The sequence below is a fragment of the Rheinheimera soli genome (assembly GCF_031457405.1).
Classification (GTDB): domain Bacteria; phylum Pseudomonadota; class Gammaproteobacteria; order Enterobacterales; family Alteromonadaceae; genus Pararheinheimera; species Pararheinheimera soli_A.
Genome location: NZ_JAVDWR010000004.1, coordinates 25391 through 41515, shown reverse-complemented (window position 1 = coordinate 41515; position 16125 = coordinate 25391). Strand labels below are relative to the sequence as shown.

Below are 16125 nucleotides of genomic sequence, written 5' to 3'. Positions count from 1 at the left end.
CGGCCGTTGGCAATAGTTTGAAATCCACGTATATTCAAAGGAACACGCCAAAGCGTTGTGCGTATTGGGGAGTTTCGGATGTATTTGTTTGAAGGCCTGAAAAATCAAATCAGTGCTTACCTGCCAGCTGAGCAGGTCGTTCTGGTGCAACAGGCTTATGTTGTAGCCCGCGACGCGCACGCGCCACAAATTCGTTCCAGCGGCGAACCTTATATTACTCATCCTGTAGCAGTTGCCAGTATCCTCGCCGAAATGCGGATGGATTACGAGACCTTGATGGCTGCGTTATTACACGATGTGATTGAAGATACTCCTGTCAGTAAAGAAGACTTAACCCGTACTTTTGGTGAAACAGTAGCCGAGCTGGTACAGGGTGTCAGTAAACTCGATAAAGTAAAATTCAAAGATATCAAAGAGTTCGAAGTTACCAACCTGCAAAAAATGTTTATGGCGATGACGCAGGATATCCGCGTTATTCTGATTAAACTGGCCGACCGCACTCATAATATGCGCACCATAGGTGCTCTCAAACCAGAAAAACGCCGTCGTATTGCCCGTGAAACTTTAGAACTCTACGCCCCAATTGCCAACCGTTTAGGTATTCACAATATTAAAAACGAGCTGGAAAACTGGGGCTTCCGCGCTTTATACCCAATGCGCTATCGCGCTTTGGAAACTGCAGTGAAGCAGGCCCGGGGTAATCGCAAAGAAATTATTGAACGCATTCAGTCGGAAATAGAGCAGCGTATTAAAGCCGCCGGTATCGAAGCCGAAGTGGCAGGTCGTGAAAAACATCTGTATAGCATTTATCGTAAGATGAAAAGCAAAGAGCTAATGTTTAACGATGTAATGGATATTTACGGTTTCCGTGTACTGATTAACAGCATAGACAACTGCTACCGCGTTTTAGGTGTAGTGCATAACCTGTTTAAACCTATTGAAAGCCGTTTTAAAGACTATATCGCCATTCCAAAACAAAACGGTTACCAGTCCTTGCATACCTCTCTGATTGGACCACACGGTATTCCGGTGGAAATTCAGATGCGTACCCGTGAAATGGATGAAATGGCTGACAAAGGTATTGCCGCGCACTGGTCCTATAAAGGCGCTGGCGAAAACAAAAATACCACAGCGCAAATCCGGGCTCAGCGTTGGATGCAAAGTTTACTTGAATTGCAACAAAGCTCAGGTAACACCTACGAATTTGTAGAAAACGTCAAATCTGAACTCTATCCGGATGAGTTGTATGTATTCAGCCCTAAAGGCCAGATTGTTGAATTACCTATAGGTGCCAATGCGGTTGATTTTGCCTACACAGTGCATACCGACATAGGCAACAGATGTGTTGGTGCGCGGGTGGATCGTAAACCTTATCCGCTGAACAAACCTTTGGAAACAGGCCAGACGGTTGAAATTATTACCAGTCCTGGCGGTAAACCTAACGCCAATTGGCTGAACCATGTGGTGACCAGCCGGGCTATTTTAGGTATTCGTAACTATTTGAAAAAACAGCAGCTGAGTGAAGCTGTGGGCTTAGGCCGTCGTTTACTGACTTCAGCTTTGGGTGATGTCAAACTGGAAAATATTCCGCCAGAGCGTATTGAACAGGTACTGCAAAGCACGACGCAAAAATCGCTGGATGAACTGCTGGTCGAAATAGGTTTGGGTAATCAGTTGCCTATAGCTGTCGCTCGCCGTTTGATGGGTGGTTTTGATTCAGGCGAAGAAGCTTTGCCTGCTGAAAACCCGGCCAACCAAAAAGCCAAAGCTTTTATTATTGGCTCTGAAGGTATGTTGCTCACCTTCGCCAAATGTTGCCGCCCTATTCCTGGTGATGAAATTGCCGCTAATGCCACGCCGGGCAAGGGCCTGAACGTGCACCGTGTGGAATGCCGCAATATTCGTGGCTGGGAAAAAGAGCCGGGTAAATACTTCCCGGTGAAATGGGACAAAACCGGTGATAAACAGTTTTTATGTGATATCAGGGTATTTATTCTCAATCAGCCCGGTGTGCTGGCAAAACTGACTACAGTGATAGCGTCGCAGGATTCAAATATTCAGGACTTGTCGACCGACGACAGAGACACAGGTGAATACGTGGTGAAAATCACTTTATCTGTACGTGACCGCATTAATTTAGCTAACGTCATGCGCAAAATTCGTGTTGTGCCTGAGGTACTTAAAGTTTACAGAAGGAAATAGTTGTTATGTCAAAAGTGATCATCAGTACAGATAAAGCTCCTGCCGCTATTGGTACTTACAGTCAGGCCGTTAAAATTGGCACTACTGTGTATTTATCTGGCCAGATCCCTTTAGTGCCAGAGACTATGCAGATGGTGTCTGAAAATTTCGCTGAACAAACCCAGCAGGTGTTTGAAAACCTGGCTGCAGTTTGTCAGGCCGCTGGTGGCAGTTTAAATGATATGGTTAAGGTGAATATTTTCCTGACTGATTTGTCGAATTTCGCCACCGTCAATGAAATTATGAGCAAACACTTCAGCGCCCCTTACCCTGCTCGAGCTGCGGTTCAGGTCAGTGCTTTACCTCGTGGCGCTCAGGTTGAAATTGATGGTGTGATGGAAGTTCCTTCAACTAACTAGGGCACCTGCTGCTTCGGTCCTGCAAGGCGAACTGAGTGAACAAGATCCTGTGTTGTGTTTTGCTGCTGATACTCCCCCGTTTTGCAGCCGCTACAGAGACACCAGTGCTCACCTGGTGTCTGGATCATTTTTCGCGTTTTCATGCCTATGAAACAGGTAAGGCGCCTTATGGTCCTTCTGTAGACTTAATGCAGGAACTGGCGAAACGCGCTGGTTTCATATTGCAATTCAGCCCTAAAACTCCTTCAGCCCGTTGCTTTCGTCAAATGCAGACAGGCGAAGCAGATTTAATGAGTAATCTGAATTTTGCCGAAGAAAGGGCAGAATTTATTTATCTGATGCCTTATAACGAAAGAATTCCTGAATCTTTGTATTTAAAAGCTGTGGATCCACGGCAGATCCGCAATTTTAACCAACTGGCTTCTTTAACTTTGGCGACAGTGCGCAACTACACTTACCATCCAGGCCTGATGCCATTGATCAAAACCTCCAGACGCCATGTTGAAATAGACAGTATAGAAACAGGTTTTGAAATGCTGTTACGTGGCCGGGTGGATGGCTTAATAGTGCCCACTCAAAGCTCCCTGGATGTCATAGCCGACAAACAGGAGCTGCATTATCAGTTTAAAAGAGCACCTGTTGATTTTTCTGTAGTAGAAAAACGTTTTATCAATATTGGCTTGTCTAAAAAAAGCAAACATCTGGCACTAAAAAGCCGGATTGAACAGGCCATCGCCTCTATGGTGCAAGACGGCACAGTAAAAAAACTCTATGCTTTTAACCCGTTAGAACATGGCCCAACCTATCTGGCTGATTCAGAGCCGGACCAGAAAAACTAACCCTAAAACATTACCAAAACACATCTGCGGCTATGCCTCATTGCGATCACAGGTTAAACTGCCTGTTATCAGCCACTTAGCACGGTCTTTGTTTTGACAGTTACAGCACTGGATACCCTATCCGTCAGCCAGCTAAAAGGTGTTGGTGCCAAAGTCAGTGAACTGCTGCATAAGCTGGGTATTCAGAGTGTGCAGGATTTGTTGTTTCATCTGCCCTTACGTTACGAAGATCGTACCCGCCTTTACCCCATCGCCGACTTATGGCCGCAGCAAACAGCGACAGTACAAGGCGAAGTGATCAGCAGTGAAATTACCTTTGGTAAAAGACGCAGCTGGCTGGTGTCCATTCGCGACGGTTCAGGCCATCTGACCTTACGCTTTTTCCATTTTAATGCAGCGCAAAAAAATGCTGTCACGCCAGGTGTCACTTTAAGAGTGTTTGGTGAAGTAAAAAGGGGCATGCGTGGTTTTGAAATGATGCACCCCGAATACAAAGTTCTAAAAGACGGCGTTGATCAGGATGTAGCTGAAACTCTGACCCCTGTTTACCCCAGTACCGAAGGCTTGAAACAAAACAGCTGGCGTAATTTAACAGACGCCGCTTTGCAGGTATTACAGCGCAGCAGCCCGACCGAATACTTAGCACCTGTGCTGGGCCACAACAGCTGGTCTTTGTCTGATGCTTTATTTTATCTGCACAGACCGCCACCAGATGCGTCTTTGCAACTGCTGGAGCAAGGCCAACATCCGGCGCAACAGCGGCTGATCTTCGAAGAGTTAGTGGCACAACAGTTATCCATGCTGCAATTACGCCAACAATGCCGTGTCCAGCAAAGTCGCAGTTTTGTAGTGGAAGAGCAGCAAGATCAACAATTTTTAGCCGCTTTACCTTTTGCTCCTACAGCAGCGCAGCAACGCGTGATCAAAGAAATTCGCCATGATTTAGCTCAGACCGAACCTATGTTGCGTCTGGTGCAGGGTGATGTTGGTTCTGGCAAAACTTTAGTGGCCGCTTTGTCAGCTTTAACTGTATTAAGTCGTGGCGCTCAGGTGGCCTTGATGGCTCCGACTGAGCTGTTGGCAGAACAACACGCCAATACCTTCAGGGCCTGGCTGGAGCCTTTGGGTTATCAAATTGCCTGGCTGGCCGGTAAAGCCTCAGTCAAACAAAAGCAGTTACAGCTGAATGCTATTCAAACCGGTGAAGCCAAAATGGTGATTGGCACTCATGCATTGTTTCAGCAGCAGGTGCAGTTTCAACAACTGGCCCTGGTGATTATCGACGAGCAACACAGATTTGGTGTGCATCAGCGGCTGGAGTTGCGTGAAAAAGGTGCTGATACCGGCTTTTATCCACATCAACTGGTGATGACTGCCACACCTATACCCCGCACTTTAGCCATGACAGCTTATGCCGACTTAGATACCTCTGTCATAGACGAATTACCGCCAGGTCGTACCCCTGTCACTACAGTGGTGTTACCCGACAGCCGCCGTGGCGAAGTCACAGAACGGGTAAGGCAAGTCGTACAACAACAAGGCAGGCAGGCGTATTGGGTTTGTACTTTGATTGAAGAGTCGGAACAGTTGCAATGTCAGGCCGCAGAAATGACAGCGGTAGAGCTGACTGCTGCCTTACCGGATTTACGTATAGCTTTAGTGCATGGCCGCTTAAAAGCAGCGGAAAAACAACAGGTAATGGCCGCTTTTAAAGCCGGTGAACTGGATTTACTGGTGGCAACTACTGTGATTGAAGTAGGTGTTGATGTCCCCAACGCCAGCTTAATGATTATTGAAAACCCCGAACGTTTAGGTTTAGCTCAGCTGCATCAATTACGAGGCCGGGTCGGCCGGGGCAGCGCAGTGTCCCACTGTTTACTGTTGTATCACGCGCCTTTGTCACCCACAGCTCAGGCTCGTTTAGCGGTGCTTAGAGAAAGCAATGACGGTTTTGTCATAGCACAACGTGATTTGGAAATACGTGGACCAGGCGAACTGCTGGGTACCAAACAAACAGGCCAGGTGAGCTACCGCATCGCCGACTTAAGCCGGGACGCTCAGCTTATCCCAGCGGCCCAACAAGCTGCGGCTCTGCTCTGGCAACAGTATCACCCAAACTGTGCTCCTCTGATCCGCCGTTGGTTAGGTTTGAAAGAGATCTACGCTCAAGCCTGATTAGGTGTATATATACCTGACAACTCAATAAAGAGCGCGTGTTATGTTTCGTATTTTACAGTTAGATCATGTGGTGCTGCGGGTAAAAGACCTGCAGCTGATGCTGGATTTTTATCAGCAGGTGCTGGGCTGTAGCTTAGAGCGCAAGGAACCTGACTTAGGTTTGTATCAATTAAGGGCTGGCCATAGCCTGATTGATCTGGTGCCTGTGGATCAACCTTTAGGGCAACAAGGTGGTAAAGCACCTGGCCCTGAAGGGCACAATATGGACCACTTGTGTTTACGCATCGAACCTTTTGAAGCAGAAAGTCTGTGGCAGTATTTTCAAAGCAAAGGGGTAACGGCTGGCCCGGTTGAATCACGTTATGGCGCTGAAGGTCTGGGTCCTTCGATTTATATTCAGGACCCGGAGGGCAATACAGTCGAACTTAAAGGTCCGCTCTACTCTATAACCTGAACCGCCGGTCTTTTCCGCAGCGCCAAATAAGCATCCAGTGAATACACAATCAGTGCCAGCCAGATAAAACCGAAGGTCACCAGCTTCGCTGTAGTTAGGGTTTCGTTGTACAACCAAACCCCAAATACAAACATAAAACTTGGGCCTATGTATTGAAAAAAGCCCATGGTGGAGAGCTGTAAGCGTTTTGCGCCTGCAATAAAAAACAGCAAAGGCACTGTAGTGACAAAACCTGCAGCCACCAACCACAAGTTTAAACTCCAGCTGTTTTGGCTAAAATCAGCTGCACTGCTGTCAGCAAACTGCCACCAGTAATACAAAGCCAAAGGTAATAACAACAAGGATTCAACAAAAAGCCCGGTGATGGCATCAATCGCCAGCTTTTTACGAAACAGGCCATAAAGCGCAAAAGTACAGGCCAGAGTTAATGCTATCCAGGGCACAGAGCCAAAAGTAACCAACTGGATCAGCACCCCTGTAGCCGCCAGTGATAAAGCAAGCCACTGAAATTTACGTAACCGTTCACCGAGAAAAAACATACCCAGCAGCACATTCAATAAAGGGTTGATGTAATAGCCTAAACTGGCATCCAGCATATGATGATTATTCACAGCCCAGATAAACAAACCCCAGTTGCCACCTAAAATCAGTGAAGTACCTAACAAAGCCAATACCATTTTAGGCTGGGCTAATATTTGCTGCACTTTGCTCCATTGCTGCATCGCAAACACAATCAGCACCAACAATACAAAAGACCAGACAACTCTATGGATCAGAATTTCCTGCGCTGGCACAAAATCAATTTGTTTAAAATAAAGCGGAGCTATACCCCACAAGGTATAAGCACTGGCGGCAAAGGCGCCACCTATTTTTTGCGCCGGACTTAAAGACATAGTTACCACCACCTGCAGCAGCCGACCTATGTCGACTTAAGGCGCGCATTGTACGTGACCAGTGTCACAAAGGTAAGACAACCGCATTAAAACTGGCGCAATATCAGATAAATCTGGCTGAAAGCAGCTATTAGCCTACTAGATAAGTACCTGTTCCCAAAGCTATATGTATGCCTTGTTCGTTATGCAGCTCCATGCGACACACACAAACCTTATTGCCAGTGCGGATCACCTGGGCTGTAGCAATAAATTGCTGACCACGGCCTGGCCTTAAGTAATCGGTGCGAATATCTATAGTGCTCATTTTTCCAAGTTTTTCCGCCAATTCAGCATCTGCTATATCACCTAAACGGCTTAAAGCGCTGGATACGGCCATCAGGCCTCCCACTACATCCAGTACTGAAGCTATTACACCGCCATGTAAAATCTGCTGCACCGGATTGCCCACCAGCTGGCCTGCCCAGTCAAAGCGCACTTCAGCTTGTTGTTCATCAAAACGCGTGACTTTTAACCCCAACAATCTGTTAAAAGGCATCTGGTCAAAGGTATCGGCGATAAAAGGCAGTAACTGATCGGCGTGCATAAGGTTCTCAATGTGACTGGTAAGAGCAGTAAGGAATTTACCCCAGTACAGCCAATGACACAATGCCCAAGACAGCTCCGCCGCTTTTGGCTACAATGCGCCAGATTTTTCATAACGCAGTAACGCCTTTTGCCACAACTATTGTTCGACACCTTAAAACAAGCTTTTGGTTACAGCCAGTTCCGTCATGGACAACTGGAGGTGATCCAGGCTTGCCTGAGCGGTCAGGACACTTTTGTGCTGATGCCAACAGGGGGCGGAAAATCGCTGTGTTATCAGTTACCTGCTCTGCTGCTGCCTTATGTCACTGTAGTGGTATCACCTTTAATGTCGCTGATGAAAGATCAGGTCGACGCCTTGCAGGCCAATGGTATAGCGGCTGAATTTATTAACAGCAGCCAAAGCAGAGAAGAAATTCAGGATGTGATACGCCGTTTACGTAACCAGCAACTGAAGCTGTTGTATCTGGCGCCTGAGCGGTTATTGCAGGCTGATTTTATGTCGCGCCTGGCGGAAGTGGGTGTCAGTTTATTCGCCATAGACGAAGCTCACTGTATTTCGCAGTGGGGCCACGACTTCAGGCCTCACTACACTGAACTGGCGCAGTTAAAGCACTATTTCCCGCATGTGCCTATGATGGCTTTAACAGCCACAGCCGATCCAGCTACCCAAAAAGACATCAGCCGTCAGTTGAACTTGCAACAACCTTATGTATCAGTCGGCAGCTTTGACCGGCCTAATATCCGCTATACAGTGCAGGAGAAATTCCGCCCGCTGGAACAGGTGGTGAATTACCTGAAACTGCAGGAGCAACAAAGTGGCATTATTTATTGCGCTTCACGCCGTAAAGTCGACGAGCTGACTGAACAGCTGGCAGGCAAAGGCTTTCAGGTGGCGGCTTATCACGCAGGCTTAAGCAACGAGCAACGTAACTCGGTGCAGGAAGCCTTTAAAAAAGACCAAATCCAGCTGATTATCGCTACTGTGGCTTTTGGCATGGGCGTGAACAAATCCAATATACGTTTTGTCATCCACTTTGAATTACCCCGTACCATCGAAGCTTATTATCAGGAAACAGGCCGCGCAGGCCGTGATGGTGTGCCCGCTGAAGCTTTAATGCTGGTCGACCCTGCAGATATAGCCCGGATGCGCAGCTGGATCGAAAAAGATGAAAACAACAGCAGAACCGAAGTAGCATTGCAGCGTTTTAATCAAATGGCAGCTTTTGCTCAGGCGCAAACCTGCAGGCGTTTAGTGCTGCTGAACTATTTTGGTGAATCCAGCCAAAAACCCTGCGGCAACTGCGATATCTGTATAGACCCACCTAAACAGTTTGATGCCACTGAACTGGCGCGAAAGGCCTTGTCTTGTGTCTACAGAGTGAACCAAAGTTTTGGTATGAACCATGTCATCGACGTATTGCGTGGTAGTCAGACCAGTCGTATTCATGAACTGGGTCACGATAAACTGTCCACTTATGCGATAGGCAAAGATCAGTCTCACGACTACTGGCTGAGTATTTTGCGCCAATTGGTGCATTGTGGTTTATTGCAGCAAGACATCAGCCAGCACTCGGTATTAAAACTACAGGAAGCTGCCCGCGCTGTATTACGCGCCGAGCAAAGCCTGCAACTGGCTGTGCCACGTCTGGTGCAAACCAAAACCAGCAGCAGTAAAACTACAGCACCACAGAACTATGACCGCAAGCTGTTCGCCCGTTTAAAAGTGCTGCGTAAAGCCATAGCAGAGCGCGACGACGTGCCCCCTTTTGTGGTGTTCTCAGACGCAACACTGATAGAAATGGCGCAAGCCTGCCCCACCAATAGCGTGGCGTTTTTAGCCATCAGCGGTGTAGGCCAGACTAAACTGGGCCGTTATGGCGCTGATTTCCTTGATTTGATCAGCGATTATTTAGCAGGTGATTAACCCTGTATTGACACAAAAAACGTTCGGATTAACCTGTCGCCTCAACTACAGCTTTAGACCCATCACCCGGAAGCAAAGGAAAAGCTTATGCAAAAACATGGATTTGGTTTTATTGCCATTCTGGCAAGTGCAGTATTAATGACTGGATGCAGTAGCTACGATAAACATCAGGCTGCCCAATCTTTTCTGGATGGTATGGGAAATAGCGTTGAAGCCAGAGAAAAACAAGCAGAACAACTACACCAAAAGCCAGGTTCGTCTGTGCTTCCGGATGTGATCACAGGCGTTTTAAATGTAGGTTGGCAGTGGCTGGTTGCCCCAGAAGAGCCAGCAGATAAAAACTGATGTTTTACGTCAGGCTGCCGGTTGCGACAGCCGTTCTGTTACAACCCATCACTATTTGTTTGCAGGCAAAGCCGCAAAATAAGCCGCTAAATCCAGAATATCTGCATCAGACAAACCTGAAGCCATAGGTGACATCACCGCATGTTTACGTTGGCCATCACGGTAAGCTTTGATGGAGCTTTCCAGATACTTCACTTTTTGCCCTGCTAAGTTCGGGTAATCCGGAATAACAGACACCCCTTCTGCACCATGGCAAGCAGCACAAACTCCGGCTTTGGTTTTGCCAGCTGTTACATCTTGCGCCATAACTGGTGCAGCCAACCCGACCAAAACTAACACTATCAAAGATATAAATCGCATTATTGTCATTCTCCCTGAATATAGACTGTGGGTTTATTTTTTTAGATCTTTGGTCCATTAAAGACCTAAGCACTTGTTTATACAAGTCAGAGCGAAAAATACATCCAAAGAGCCGCTTCAACACCAGAAAGCACTTGAGCTAAGCAGATACAGCAACCACAATAGGCCATCGCAGTTTTGGGATTGGTTATGTCACTTATTTTAAGTTCCACTTACGCTTCAGGTTTGCCTGATTTAGTCAGCGCTGTTGCAGTGACTCCATTTGCAGAGCCCAAACTTTTAGCCTTTAGTGCTGATACAGCAGCTTTGTTGCAACTTCCCACAGCGTTTTTTAGCCAAACAGATGCCGCTGATTATTTAAGTGGTAAACAACTGTTTGCCGGCAGCATTCCTGTGGCACAAAAGTACGCAGGCCACCAATTTGGTCACTACAACCCGGAATTAGGCGATGGCCGGGGTTTGCTGTTGGGGGATATTCAGGGCCGCGATGGCCTGCGTTACGATTTACATTTAAAAGGCGCAGGCCGCACCCCTTATTCACGTTTTGGTGATGGCCGTGCTGTATTACGCTCCAGCATCCGTGAGTTTTTAGCCTCCGAAGCTATGCATCATTTAGGTATTCCGACAAGCAGAGCTTTAAGTCTGGTCGGCAGCACCGAGCCTGTGCAACGCGAAACTATAGAACAAGGCGCTATGGTAATACGGGTTTGCCCAAGCCATATCCGTTTTGGCCATTTTGAACACTGTTTTTACACCGGCGATAAGAACCAGCTACAGCGGCTGGTCGACTTTACAGTGCAGCAGCATTTCCCCGACTGTCTGAATGCCGCAAATCCTGCTTTGGCTATGTTGCAACAAGTCGTAGTACGTACAGCAGAGCTGATCAGCCAGTGGCAAGCCGTGGGATTTAACCATGGCGTGATGAACACAGACAATATGTCGATTTTAGGCCTGAGTTTTGATTATGGCCCTTATGCTTTTTTAGATGATTATCAACCGGGTTACATTTGCAATCATTCAGATCACAGCGGCCGCTATGCCTTTGATGAACAACCTGGTATAGGTTTGTGGAACCTCAACGCGCTGGCACATGCACTATCCCCTTTGATTGAAGTTGAAGACTTACGCTCAGCGCTTGGTTTGTATGAGCCGACTCTGGTTAACCATTACATGACGCTGATGGGAAAAAAGCTGGGTCTTAGCACACAACAGCCCACAGACAGAGCCTTAATAGGCCAATGGCTGGCGTTATTGCAGCAACAAAAGCAGGACTACAGTTTAAGTTTCCGCCGTCTGGCTGATTTTACCAATGACGCAACAGGCTCTTCTGTTCGTGATCATATGCTGGATGTCGCCGCTTTTGATCAATGGGCAGAATTGTATCGCGCTCGTCTGGCATTGGAACCTGCTTCAGCCGTCGAACGCAAAAGCCAGATGGACAGCATCAACCCTTTGTATGTATTGAGAAACTACTTAGCTCAACAAGTGATCACTGCGGCAGAACAAGGGGATACAGCGCCTTTGCATGAACTGATGCAAGTGTTACAAAGCCCTTATCAGCTACAGGCAGGTAAAGAAGCCTTTGCAGCTCCGCCACCGGATTGGGGTAAAGGCATGGATATCTCCTGCAGCAGTTAACGGAAACAGCATGAACAACAGAGTGATCAACGGTTTTATAGTGCAAATCGAACAAAAACAGCTGCTGCTGACCCCTTTATGGCCGATGCGGTTTGAACAGGTACAGCAGTGCAAGCTGTGGTTTGAACAAAGCTCAATACGAACCGGCACTTTATCTTACGGCGCAGACAGGGTCGAACTGGGTTTAAGTTTCGTTAATGAAACTTTCACACTTTGTTACGAAGACTACAGCGAAAGTTTTTGGGTGACGGCTGACAGTGCAGGCAGCGCTATGTTACTGTCAGAATTAGCAAAAGAATTCAGTAATTTGAGGATCGGATGAAGGAAAGACTTCAGCATGTATTAAAGCTATGGTGGCTGATGCTGCTGATGTTCTGCGGCAATGTTTTTGCTTTTCATGCTCAGGTGAATCACTTTGATAAACAGCTTAGCCGTCAGGAATTAGGGCCTGCGCTGTATTTTCAACAAAGCCACAGAGCCTTGCCGCTGGAAGAGCTGATATTTGACCCTGAGCGCCATCATGCCTTTCGTCTGGTGACCGAATACAAAAAGTCACTGCAAAGAGCCGATCAGTCCTTGTGGTTATTTACCCGTTTACACTACAAAGGCCAAACGCCTGTTCAGACTGTGCTGCATTATGATTTTCCGCTGGCGGATCTGGTGCAAGTGTATAGTTACAATAGAGAAAAAAATGATCTGCAACTGCTAAGCAGTACAGGCGCTTCGGTGCCTTTTGACCAGCGAGCTCTGGCTTACCGTAGTTTCGCATTTCCAATCAACTTTGAGCCAGATCAGGAACTTGATCTCTTTATCAAGGTTCAGGATGCAGCAGTGGCCCCAGTACAGCTGACTTTATGGCAGCACAACCATTTTGTGCTGGACCAGCTGTACAAAAACATTCTGGATGGCCTGTTGTGTGGTGTTTTATTGCTGATGGCTATCTACAACCTGTTTTTATTTTTTTCAGTGCAACAGCGGCTGTATTTGTATTATTCAGGCTTTTTTATCAATTGCGCTCTGGTGTTGGCCATTTTAAATGGCCTGGCTTTTGCTGTGCTTTGGCCCGACTATCCGGAAATTAATCAGGCTATTTTGTATGTGGCAGCCGGAGCAACCTACACTTGCCTGACCCTGTTCAGCTGGCATGTCCGTAAACAACAAGGTGGAATACTGGGGCGTTTTGGTTTTTATTTATGCTTAATCAGCGCCTTGTTATTACTTTTTAGCCCACTCTATGCCAATAACCAATTGCGCTTCTGGGGCTTATTGGTGGTCACTGCATTATGTTTAGGCGTAAACACCCTGTTTGCCTTGATGCACGCTATTAAAGGCGACCGTACCGCCAAAACTTTTGCCTTAGGCTGGGCATTTTTCTTTGGTTGCATAGTAGTGCTGGCGTTGTCCCAAATTGGTTATTTACCCACAGCTCAGGCCTGGCATTATCTGTTGTTAATGGCTGTGATGGGCAGCATGGCACTGATGAGCTTCAGCTTGCTGCAAAATATCAAAGGCACTCAACAACAAAGTCTGGATCATCAACGCCTGGCGAATGCGCATTTGCAGCAGTATTACGATATTTATCACAACGCTGTTGAAGGGATGTTTACCAGCACTCTGCAGGGCCAGTTGATCACAGCCAATCAGGCGTTGCTGACTATGCTGGGTTATCAAAATTTGCAGCAAATGCAGCAGGATGTCGCAAAATCCAGTATGGCGCGTTATTACGCTAATCCGGAAGACAGAGTTCAGATGCTGAAACAACTGCAGCTGGGTGACAATAAAAATTTTGAAATCAGAGGTTTACGCTCCGACGGTTCGGCGTTCTGGGCTTTAATGTCGGCCAGGCTGGCAGAAGGAGATGGCGTGCAAAGTGCTTATGTGCATGGCTCTATAGTCGATATCACAGCCCATAAACAAAATACTGAACAACTGGCTTATCTGGCCACTCACGACCCGCTGACTTCTTTGTACAACAGGCATTATTTTATAGAGCAGCTGGAACTGGCGTTGCGCTCTGAGTATAAAGCCACTTTGCTTTATCTGGACATAGACCAGTTTAAACTGATCAATACCACCTGCGATCACAGAGCAGGTGACGCTTTGTTATGCCAAATCAGCAATCAAATGCAAAGAGTACTGGATAACAGAGGTATTTTAGCCCGGCTGGAAAGTGACGAATTTGTGGTGTTGCTGCCGCATTTAACCAGCAATGAGGCTTTTACTATTGCCCGTCAGTTGCTGGACACAGTGAAAGAATTCCGTTTTATCTGGCAGGACAGCGTGTTTAGTATCAGTGTCAGTATTGGTCTGGCAGAAAACTCCGACGGCAATAAAAGTACTGAACATTGGTTAAAACAAGCAGACTCCGCCTGTTTTGTCGCCAAAGAAAAAGGCCGCAACCGTATTCATATGTTTAATGCCAATGACGAAGAGCTGCAACGGCATCAATCTGAAATTCAGTGGTTAAAAACCTTACGACAAGCACTGGAGCAAGATAATTTTGTGCTTTTTATGCAGCCTATAGCTGCAATTCAGCAAGATCAGCCGGGTTTGCATTATGAGCTGTTATTACGTTTATCTTTGCCGGATCAGGGGCTGATAGCACCGGGAAATTTCTTAAGCTCGGCAGAACGTTACGGCCTGATGCCACAAATAGACCGTTGGGTGATCCGCAACTACTTCCGTTGGCTGGCCCAACAACCTGCTCATCTGGCAGAACTGAATTTAGCCAATATCAATTTATCCGGCGCTTCATTAACAGATCCGTTATTTAAAGCTTATGTAGCGTCATTGTTTCGTGAATACCGAATTCCTTTTGCCAAGGTCTGCTTTGAAATCACCGAAAGTATGGCGATTTTAAACGTGCATCAGACACTGGATTTTATCTCCCATTTCCGCACTTTAGGCTGTAAGTTTGCTTTGGACGACTTTGGCAGTGGTTTTTCCTCTTATGGTTATCTGAAAAACTTCCCGGTTGACTTTGTTAAAATTGACGGCAGCTTTGTCCGCGACTTGCTGATCGACCCATTTGATTGCGCCATAGTACAGTCTATTCACGATATAGCCAGGGCTATGAAAATCCAAACCGTAGCCGAATACGTTGAAAACATGGAGATTTGTCACAAGCTGACAGAGATGGGAATAGACTTCGCCCAAGGCTACGGCATAGCCAAACCCCGCCCCTTATATCAACAAGAATAAAACCTGTAACTCTCCCCATTTTCAGCAGCCAAAGTATATTTTTTGCGCCCTATTGCTGAGTAGGATCTGCTGTCATTACAATAGCGCCCCGCCCCAGTGGGGTTTTGCTGTTTGTTCGGAGAACCTATGCAGCAGCTGCTTGCAGTCACTTCTGAGTTAATGATCCTCAACGACGAAATTGCTCAAACTTATAGTGGTTACCAGAACGATCGTAAGCTGTTTTGCCGCACTGGCTGTGGTGAATGTTGTCTGCATCCGGGCATTGAAGCCTCAGTGCTTGAAATGCTGCCTTTAGCACTTTATTTGCACGAGCAAGGCACAGCAGAAAGCACCCTCGAAGCCTTACAACAACACGAGCAGGATAGCTGCTTTTTTTATCAGCCCTCTTCCGCAGATCGTAAAAGCGGTCACTGTGGTATTTATGCCTACAGACCTGCGGTATGCCGTATGTTTGGTGCTGCAGGTTACCGTGGCCGTCAAGGTGAAGTCTTGCTGTCAATTTGCAAAGTGATACGTGCCGATGAACCAGCAGCTGTGGTGGCAGCAGAACTCAGTCTGACGATTGAAATTCCACCTATGATGATGAACCACAAAGCCCAAATTGCTCAGTTGGACTACGAACTCAGTAAACAGAATATGCCCATTAAAGATGCGGCCGCAGCAGCACTGGAAAAAGTGCTGACTAAAGCCTGGTATGCAGAGATGGCTGGTTTTTCAGAGCCGTTGTAAAAATTGTTTGGCGTACGTCAGGGCTGTATCTGTGTGGCTAAAATGTTGTGGCTTGTGGGAGTGTTGGTATTTCATTTCCAGCAGCTGCTGCTGTATAGGATTTAAGCCGACATAACAGCGCAATACGCAGCCGTGTTGGTCTTCCCATGCACTAAAATCAGTCATCAGACTGATCGCATCCGGGGTCGACAGCTCCCAGTTTTGCAGATCCATGACCCTGGCCCATTTTTTACCGATAAAACCCTGTACCAGGGATTTCAATTCCTCGATCAGCAGCTCTGAACCTTCTTTATTCCAGGCCCCCTGAATTTCGCATAACAGCACTTCACCATGAGGTGTAACACTGAATTTGCCATGGACAATAAAATCGGTCATAGCT

15 protein-coding genes are annotated in these 16125 nt (G+C 47.0%); 11 read left to right on the top strand and 4 right to left on the bottom strand.

Annotation, left to right across the window (positions count from 1 at the left end):
* Positions 1-78: 78 nt before the first annotated feature.
* From spoT to J2W69_RS08155, 5 genes are all read left to right on the top strand, one after another.
* Complete coding sequence (spoT, locus tag J2W69_RS08175) at positions 79-2202, top strand: bifunctional GTP diphosphokinase/guanosine-3',5'-bis pyrophosphate 3'-pyrophosphohydrolase (RefSeq protein WP_310276550.1); 2124 nt, start codon at positions 79-81, stop codon at positions 2200-2202.
* Positions 2203-2207: 5 nt separating this feature from the next.
* Positions 2208-2600 carry a RidA family protein gene (locus J2W69_RS08170; protein ID WP_008900731.1) on the top strand — a complete coding sequence of 131 codons (393 nt, stop codon included), beginning with the start codon at positions 2208-2210 and terminating at the stop codon, positions 2598-2600.
* 35 nt (positions 2601-2635) lie between these two features.
* Positions 2636-3439, top strand: coding sequence for a substrate-binding periplasmic protein (locus J2W69_RS08165; RefSeq protein ID WP_310276545.1), 804 nt, complete (start codon positions 2636-2638; stop codon positions 3437-3439).
* A gap of 93 nt (positions 3440-3532) precedes the next feature.
* Positions 3533-5614, top strand: a complete 2082-nt coding sequence (gene recG, locus J2W69_RS08160; RefSeq protein WP_310276543.1) for an ATP-dependent DNA helicase RecG — start codon at positions 3533-3535, stop codon at positions 5612-5614.
* Between the two features lie 43 nt (positions 5615-5657).
* Entirely contained in the window at positions 5658-6071 is a 414-nt protein-coding gene (locus J2W69_RS08155; protein ID WP_310276540.1) for a VOC family protein, read from the top strand.
* On the opposite strand, the gene rarD is transcribed toward J2W69_RS08155, so the two are convergent.
* Both rarD and J2W69_RS08145 read right to left on the bottom strand, forming a co-directional pair.
* Positions 6056-6964: an EamA family transporter RarD gene (rarD, locus tag J2W69_RS08150; RefSeq protein ID WP_310276538.1), complete on the bottom strand. Its 909-nt coding sequence runs from the start codon at positions 6962-6964 to the stop codon at positions 6056-6058. The genes J2W69_RS08155 and rarD overlap by 16 nt on opposite strands.
* A gap of 130 nt (positions 6965-7094) precedes the next feature.
* The gene (locus J2W69_RS08145; RefSeq protein WP_310276536.1) at positions 7095-7547 is read right to left on the bottom strand and encodes a thioesterase family protein; all 453 of its coding nucleotides are present in this window, start codon (positions 7545-7547) and stop codon (positions 7095-7097) included.
* A gap of 129 nt (positions 7548-7676) precedes the next feature.
* Here J2W69_RS08145 and recQ point away from each other — a divergent pair, with 129 nt between their 5' ends.
* Together recQ and J2W69_RS08135 are read left to right on the top strand one after the other, a co-directional pair.
* Positions 7677-9473, top strand: a complete 1797-nt coding sequence (gene recQ, locus J2W69_RS08140) for a DNA helicase RecQ (protein WP_310276533.1) — start codon at positions 7677-7679, stop codon at positions 9471-9473.
* Positions 9474-9560: 87 nt separating this feature from the next.
* The gene (locus J2W69_RS08135; RefSeq protein ID WP_310276530.1) at positions 9561-9818 is read left to right on the top strand and encodes a hypothetical protein; all 258 of its coding nucleotides are present in this window, start codon (positions 9561-9563) and stop codon (positions 9816-9818) included.
* 51 nt (positions 9819-9869) lie between these two features.
* On the opposite strand, the gene J2W69_RS08130 is transcribed toward J2W69_RS08135, so the two are convergent.
* Entirely contained in the window at positions 9870-10178 is a 309-nt protein-coding gene (locus tag J2W69_RS08130; RefSeq protein WP_310276527.1) for a c-type cytochrome, read from the bottom strand.
* Between the two features lie 189 nt (positions 10179-10367).
* On the opposite strand from J2W69_RS08130, the gene J2W69_RS08125 reads away from it, so the two are divergent.
* From J2W69_RS08125 to J2W69_RS08110, 4 genes are all read left to right on the top strand, one after another.
* Complete coding sequence (locus J2W69_RS08125; protein ID WP_310276524.1) at positions 10368-11816, top strand: protein adenylyltransferase SelO; 1449 nt, start codon at positions 10368-10370, stop codon at positions 11814-11816.
* A gap of 10 nt (positions 11817-11826) precedes the next feature.
* Positions 11827-12138 (top strand): DUF3630 family protein, encoded by a 312-nt coding sequence (locus J2W69_RS08120; RefSeq protein WP_310276521.1) that lies wholly within the window; start codon positions 11827-11829, stop codon positions 12136-12138.
* Positions 12135-15017: an EAL domain-containing protein gene (locus tag J2W69_RS08115; RefSeq protein WP_310276518.1), complete on the top strand. Its 2883-nt coding sequence runs from the start codon at positions 12135-12137 to the stop codon at positions 15015-15017. The genes J2W69_RS08120 and J2W69_RS08115 overlap by 4 nt, the downstream gene beginning before the upstream one ends.
* A 126-nt stretch (positions 15018-15143) precedes the next feature.
* Positions 15144-15746 carry a YkgJ family cysteine cluster protein gene (locus J2W69_RS08110; protein ID WP_310276515.1) on the top strand — a complete coding sequence of 201 codons (603 nt, stop codon included), beginning with the start codon at positions 15144-15146 and terminating at the stop codon, positions 15744-15746.
* Here the strand turns inward: J2W69_RS08110 and J2W69_RS08105 are convergent.
* The gene (locus tag J2W69_RS08105) at positions 15732-16121 is read right to left on the bottom strand and encodes a hypothetical protein (RefSeq protein WP_310276511.1); all 390 of its coding nucleotides are present in this window, start codon (positions 16119-16121) and stop codon (positions 15732-15734) included. The genes J2W69_RS08110 and J2W69_RS08105 overlap by 15 nt on opposite strands.
* Between the last annotated feature and the right edge of the window lie 4 nt (positions 16122-16125).

What these genes read in the sequence shown, in the direction of transcription:
- J2W69_RS08125 (WP_310276524.1), top strand. Translation starts at nt 10,368, where the DNA reads ATGTCACTTATTTTAAGTTCCACTTACGCTTCAGGTTTGCCTGATTTA.
- J2W69_RS08115 (WP_310276518.1), top strand. Translation starts at nt 12,135, where the DNA reads ATGAAGGAAAGACTTCAGCATGTATTAAAGCTATGGTGGCTGATGCTG.
- spoT (WP_310276550.1), top strand. Translation starts at nt 79, where the DNA reads ATGTATTTGTTTGAAGGCCTGAAAAATCAAATCAGTGCTTACCTGCCA.
- J2W69_RS08120 (WP_310276521.1), top strand. Translation starts at nt 11,827, where the DNA reads ATGAACAACAGAGTGATCAACGGTTTTATAGTGCAAATCGAACAAAAA.
- J2W69_RS08145 (WP_310276536.1), bottom strand. Translation starts at nt 7,547, where the DNA reads ATGCACGCCGATCAGTTACTGCCTTTTATCGCCGATACCTTTGACCAG.
- J2W69_RS08170 (WP_008900731.1), top strand. Translation starts at nt 2,208, where the DNA reads ATGTCAAAAGTGATCATCAGTACAGATAAAGCTCCTGCCGCTATTGGT.
- J2W69_RS08110 (WP_310276515.1), top strand. Translation starts at nt 15,144, where the DNA reads ATGCAGCAGCTGCTTGCAGTCACTTCTGAGTTAATGATCCTCAACGAC.
- J2W69_RS08105 (WP_310276511.1), bottom strand. Translation starts at nt 16,121, where the DNA reads ATGACCGATTTTATTGTCCATGGCAAATTCAGTGTTACACCTCATGGT.
- J2W69_RS08155 (WP_310276540.1), top strand. Translation starts at nt 5,658, where the DNA reads ATGTTTCGTATTTTACAGTTAGATCATGTGGTGCTGCGGGTAAAAGAC.
- J2W69_RS08135 (WP_310276530.1), top strand. Translation starts at nt 9,561, where the DNA reads ATGCAAAAACATGGATTTGGTTTTATTGCCATTCTGGCAAGTGCAGTA.
- rarD (WP_310276538.1), bottom strand. Translation starts at nt 6,964, where the DNA reads ATGTCTTTAAGTCCGGCGCAAAAAATAGGTGGCGCCTTTGCCGCCAGT.
- J2W69_RS08130 (WP_310276527.1), bottom strand. Translation starts at nt 10,178, where the DNA reads ATGCGATTTATATCTTTGATAGTGTTAGTTTTGGTCGGGTTGGCTGCA.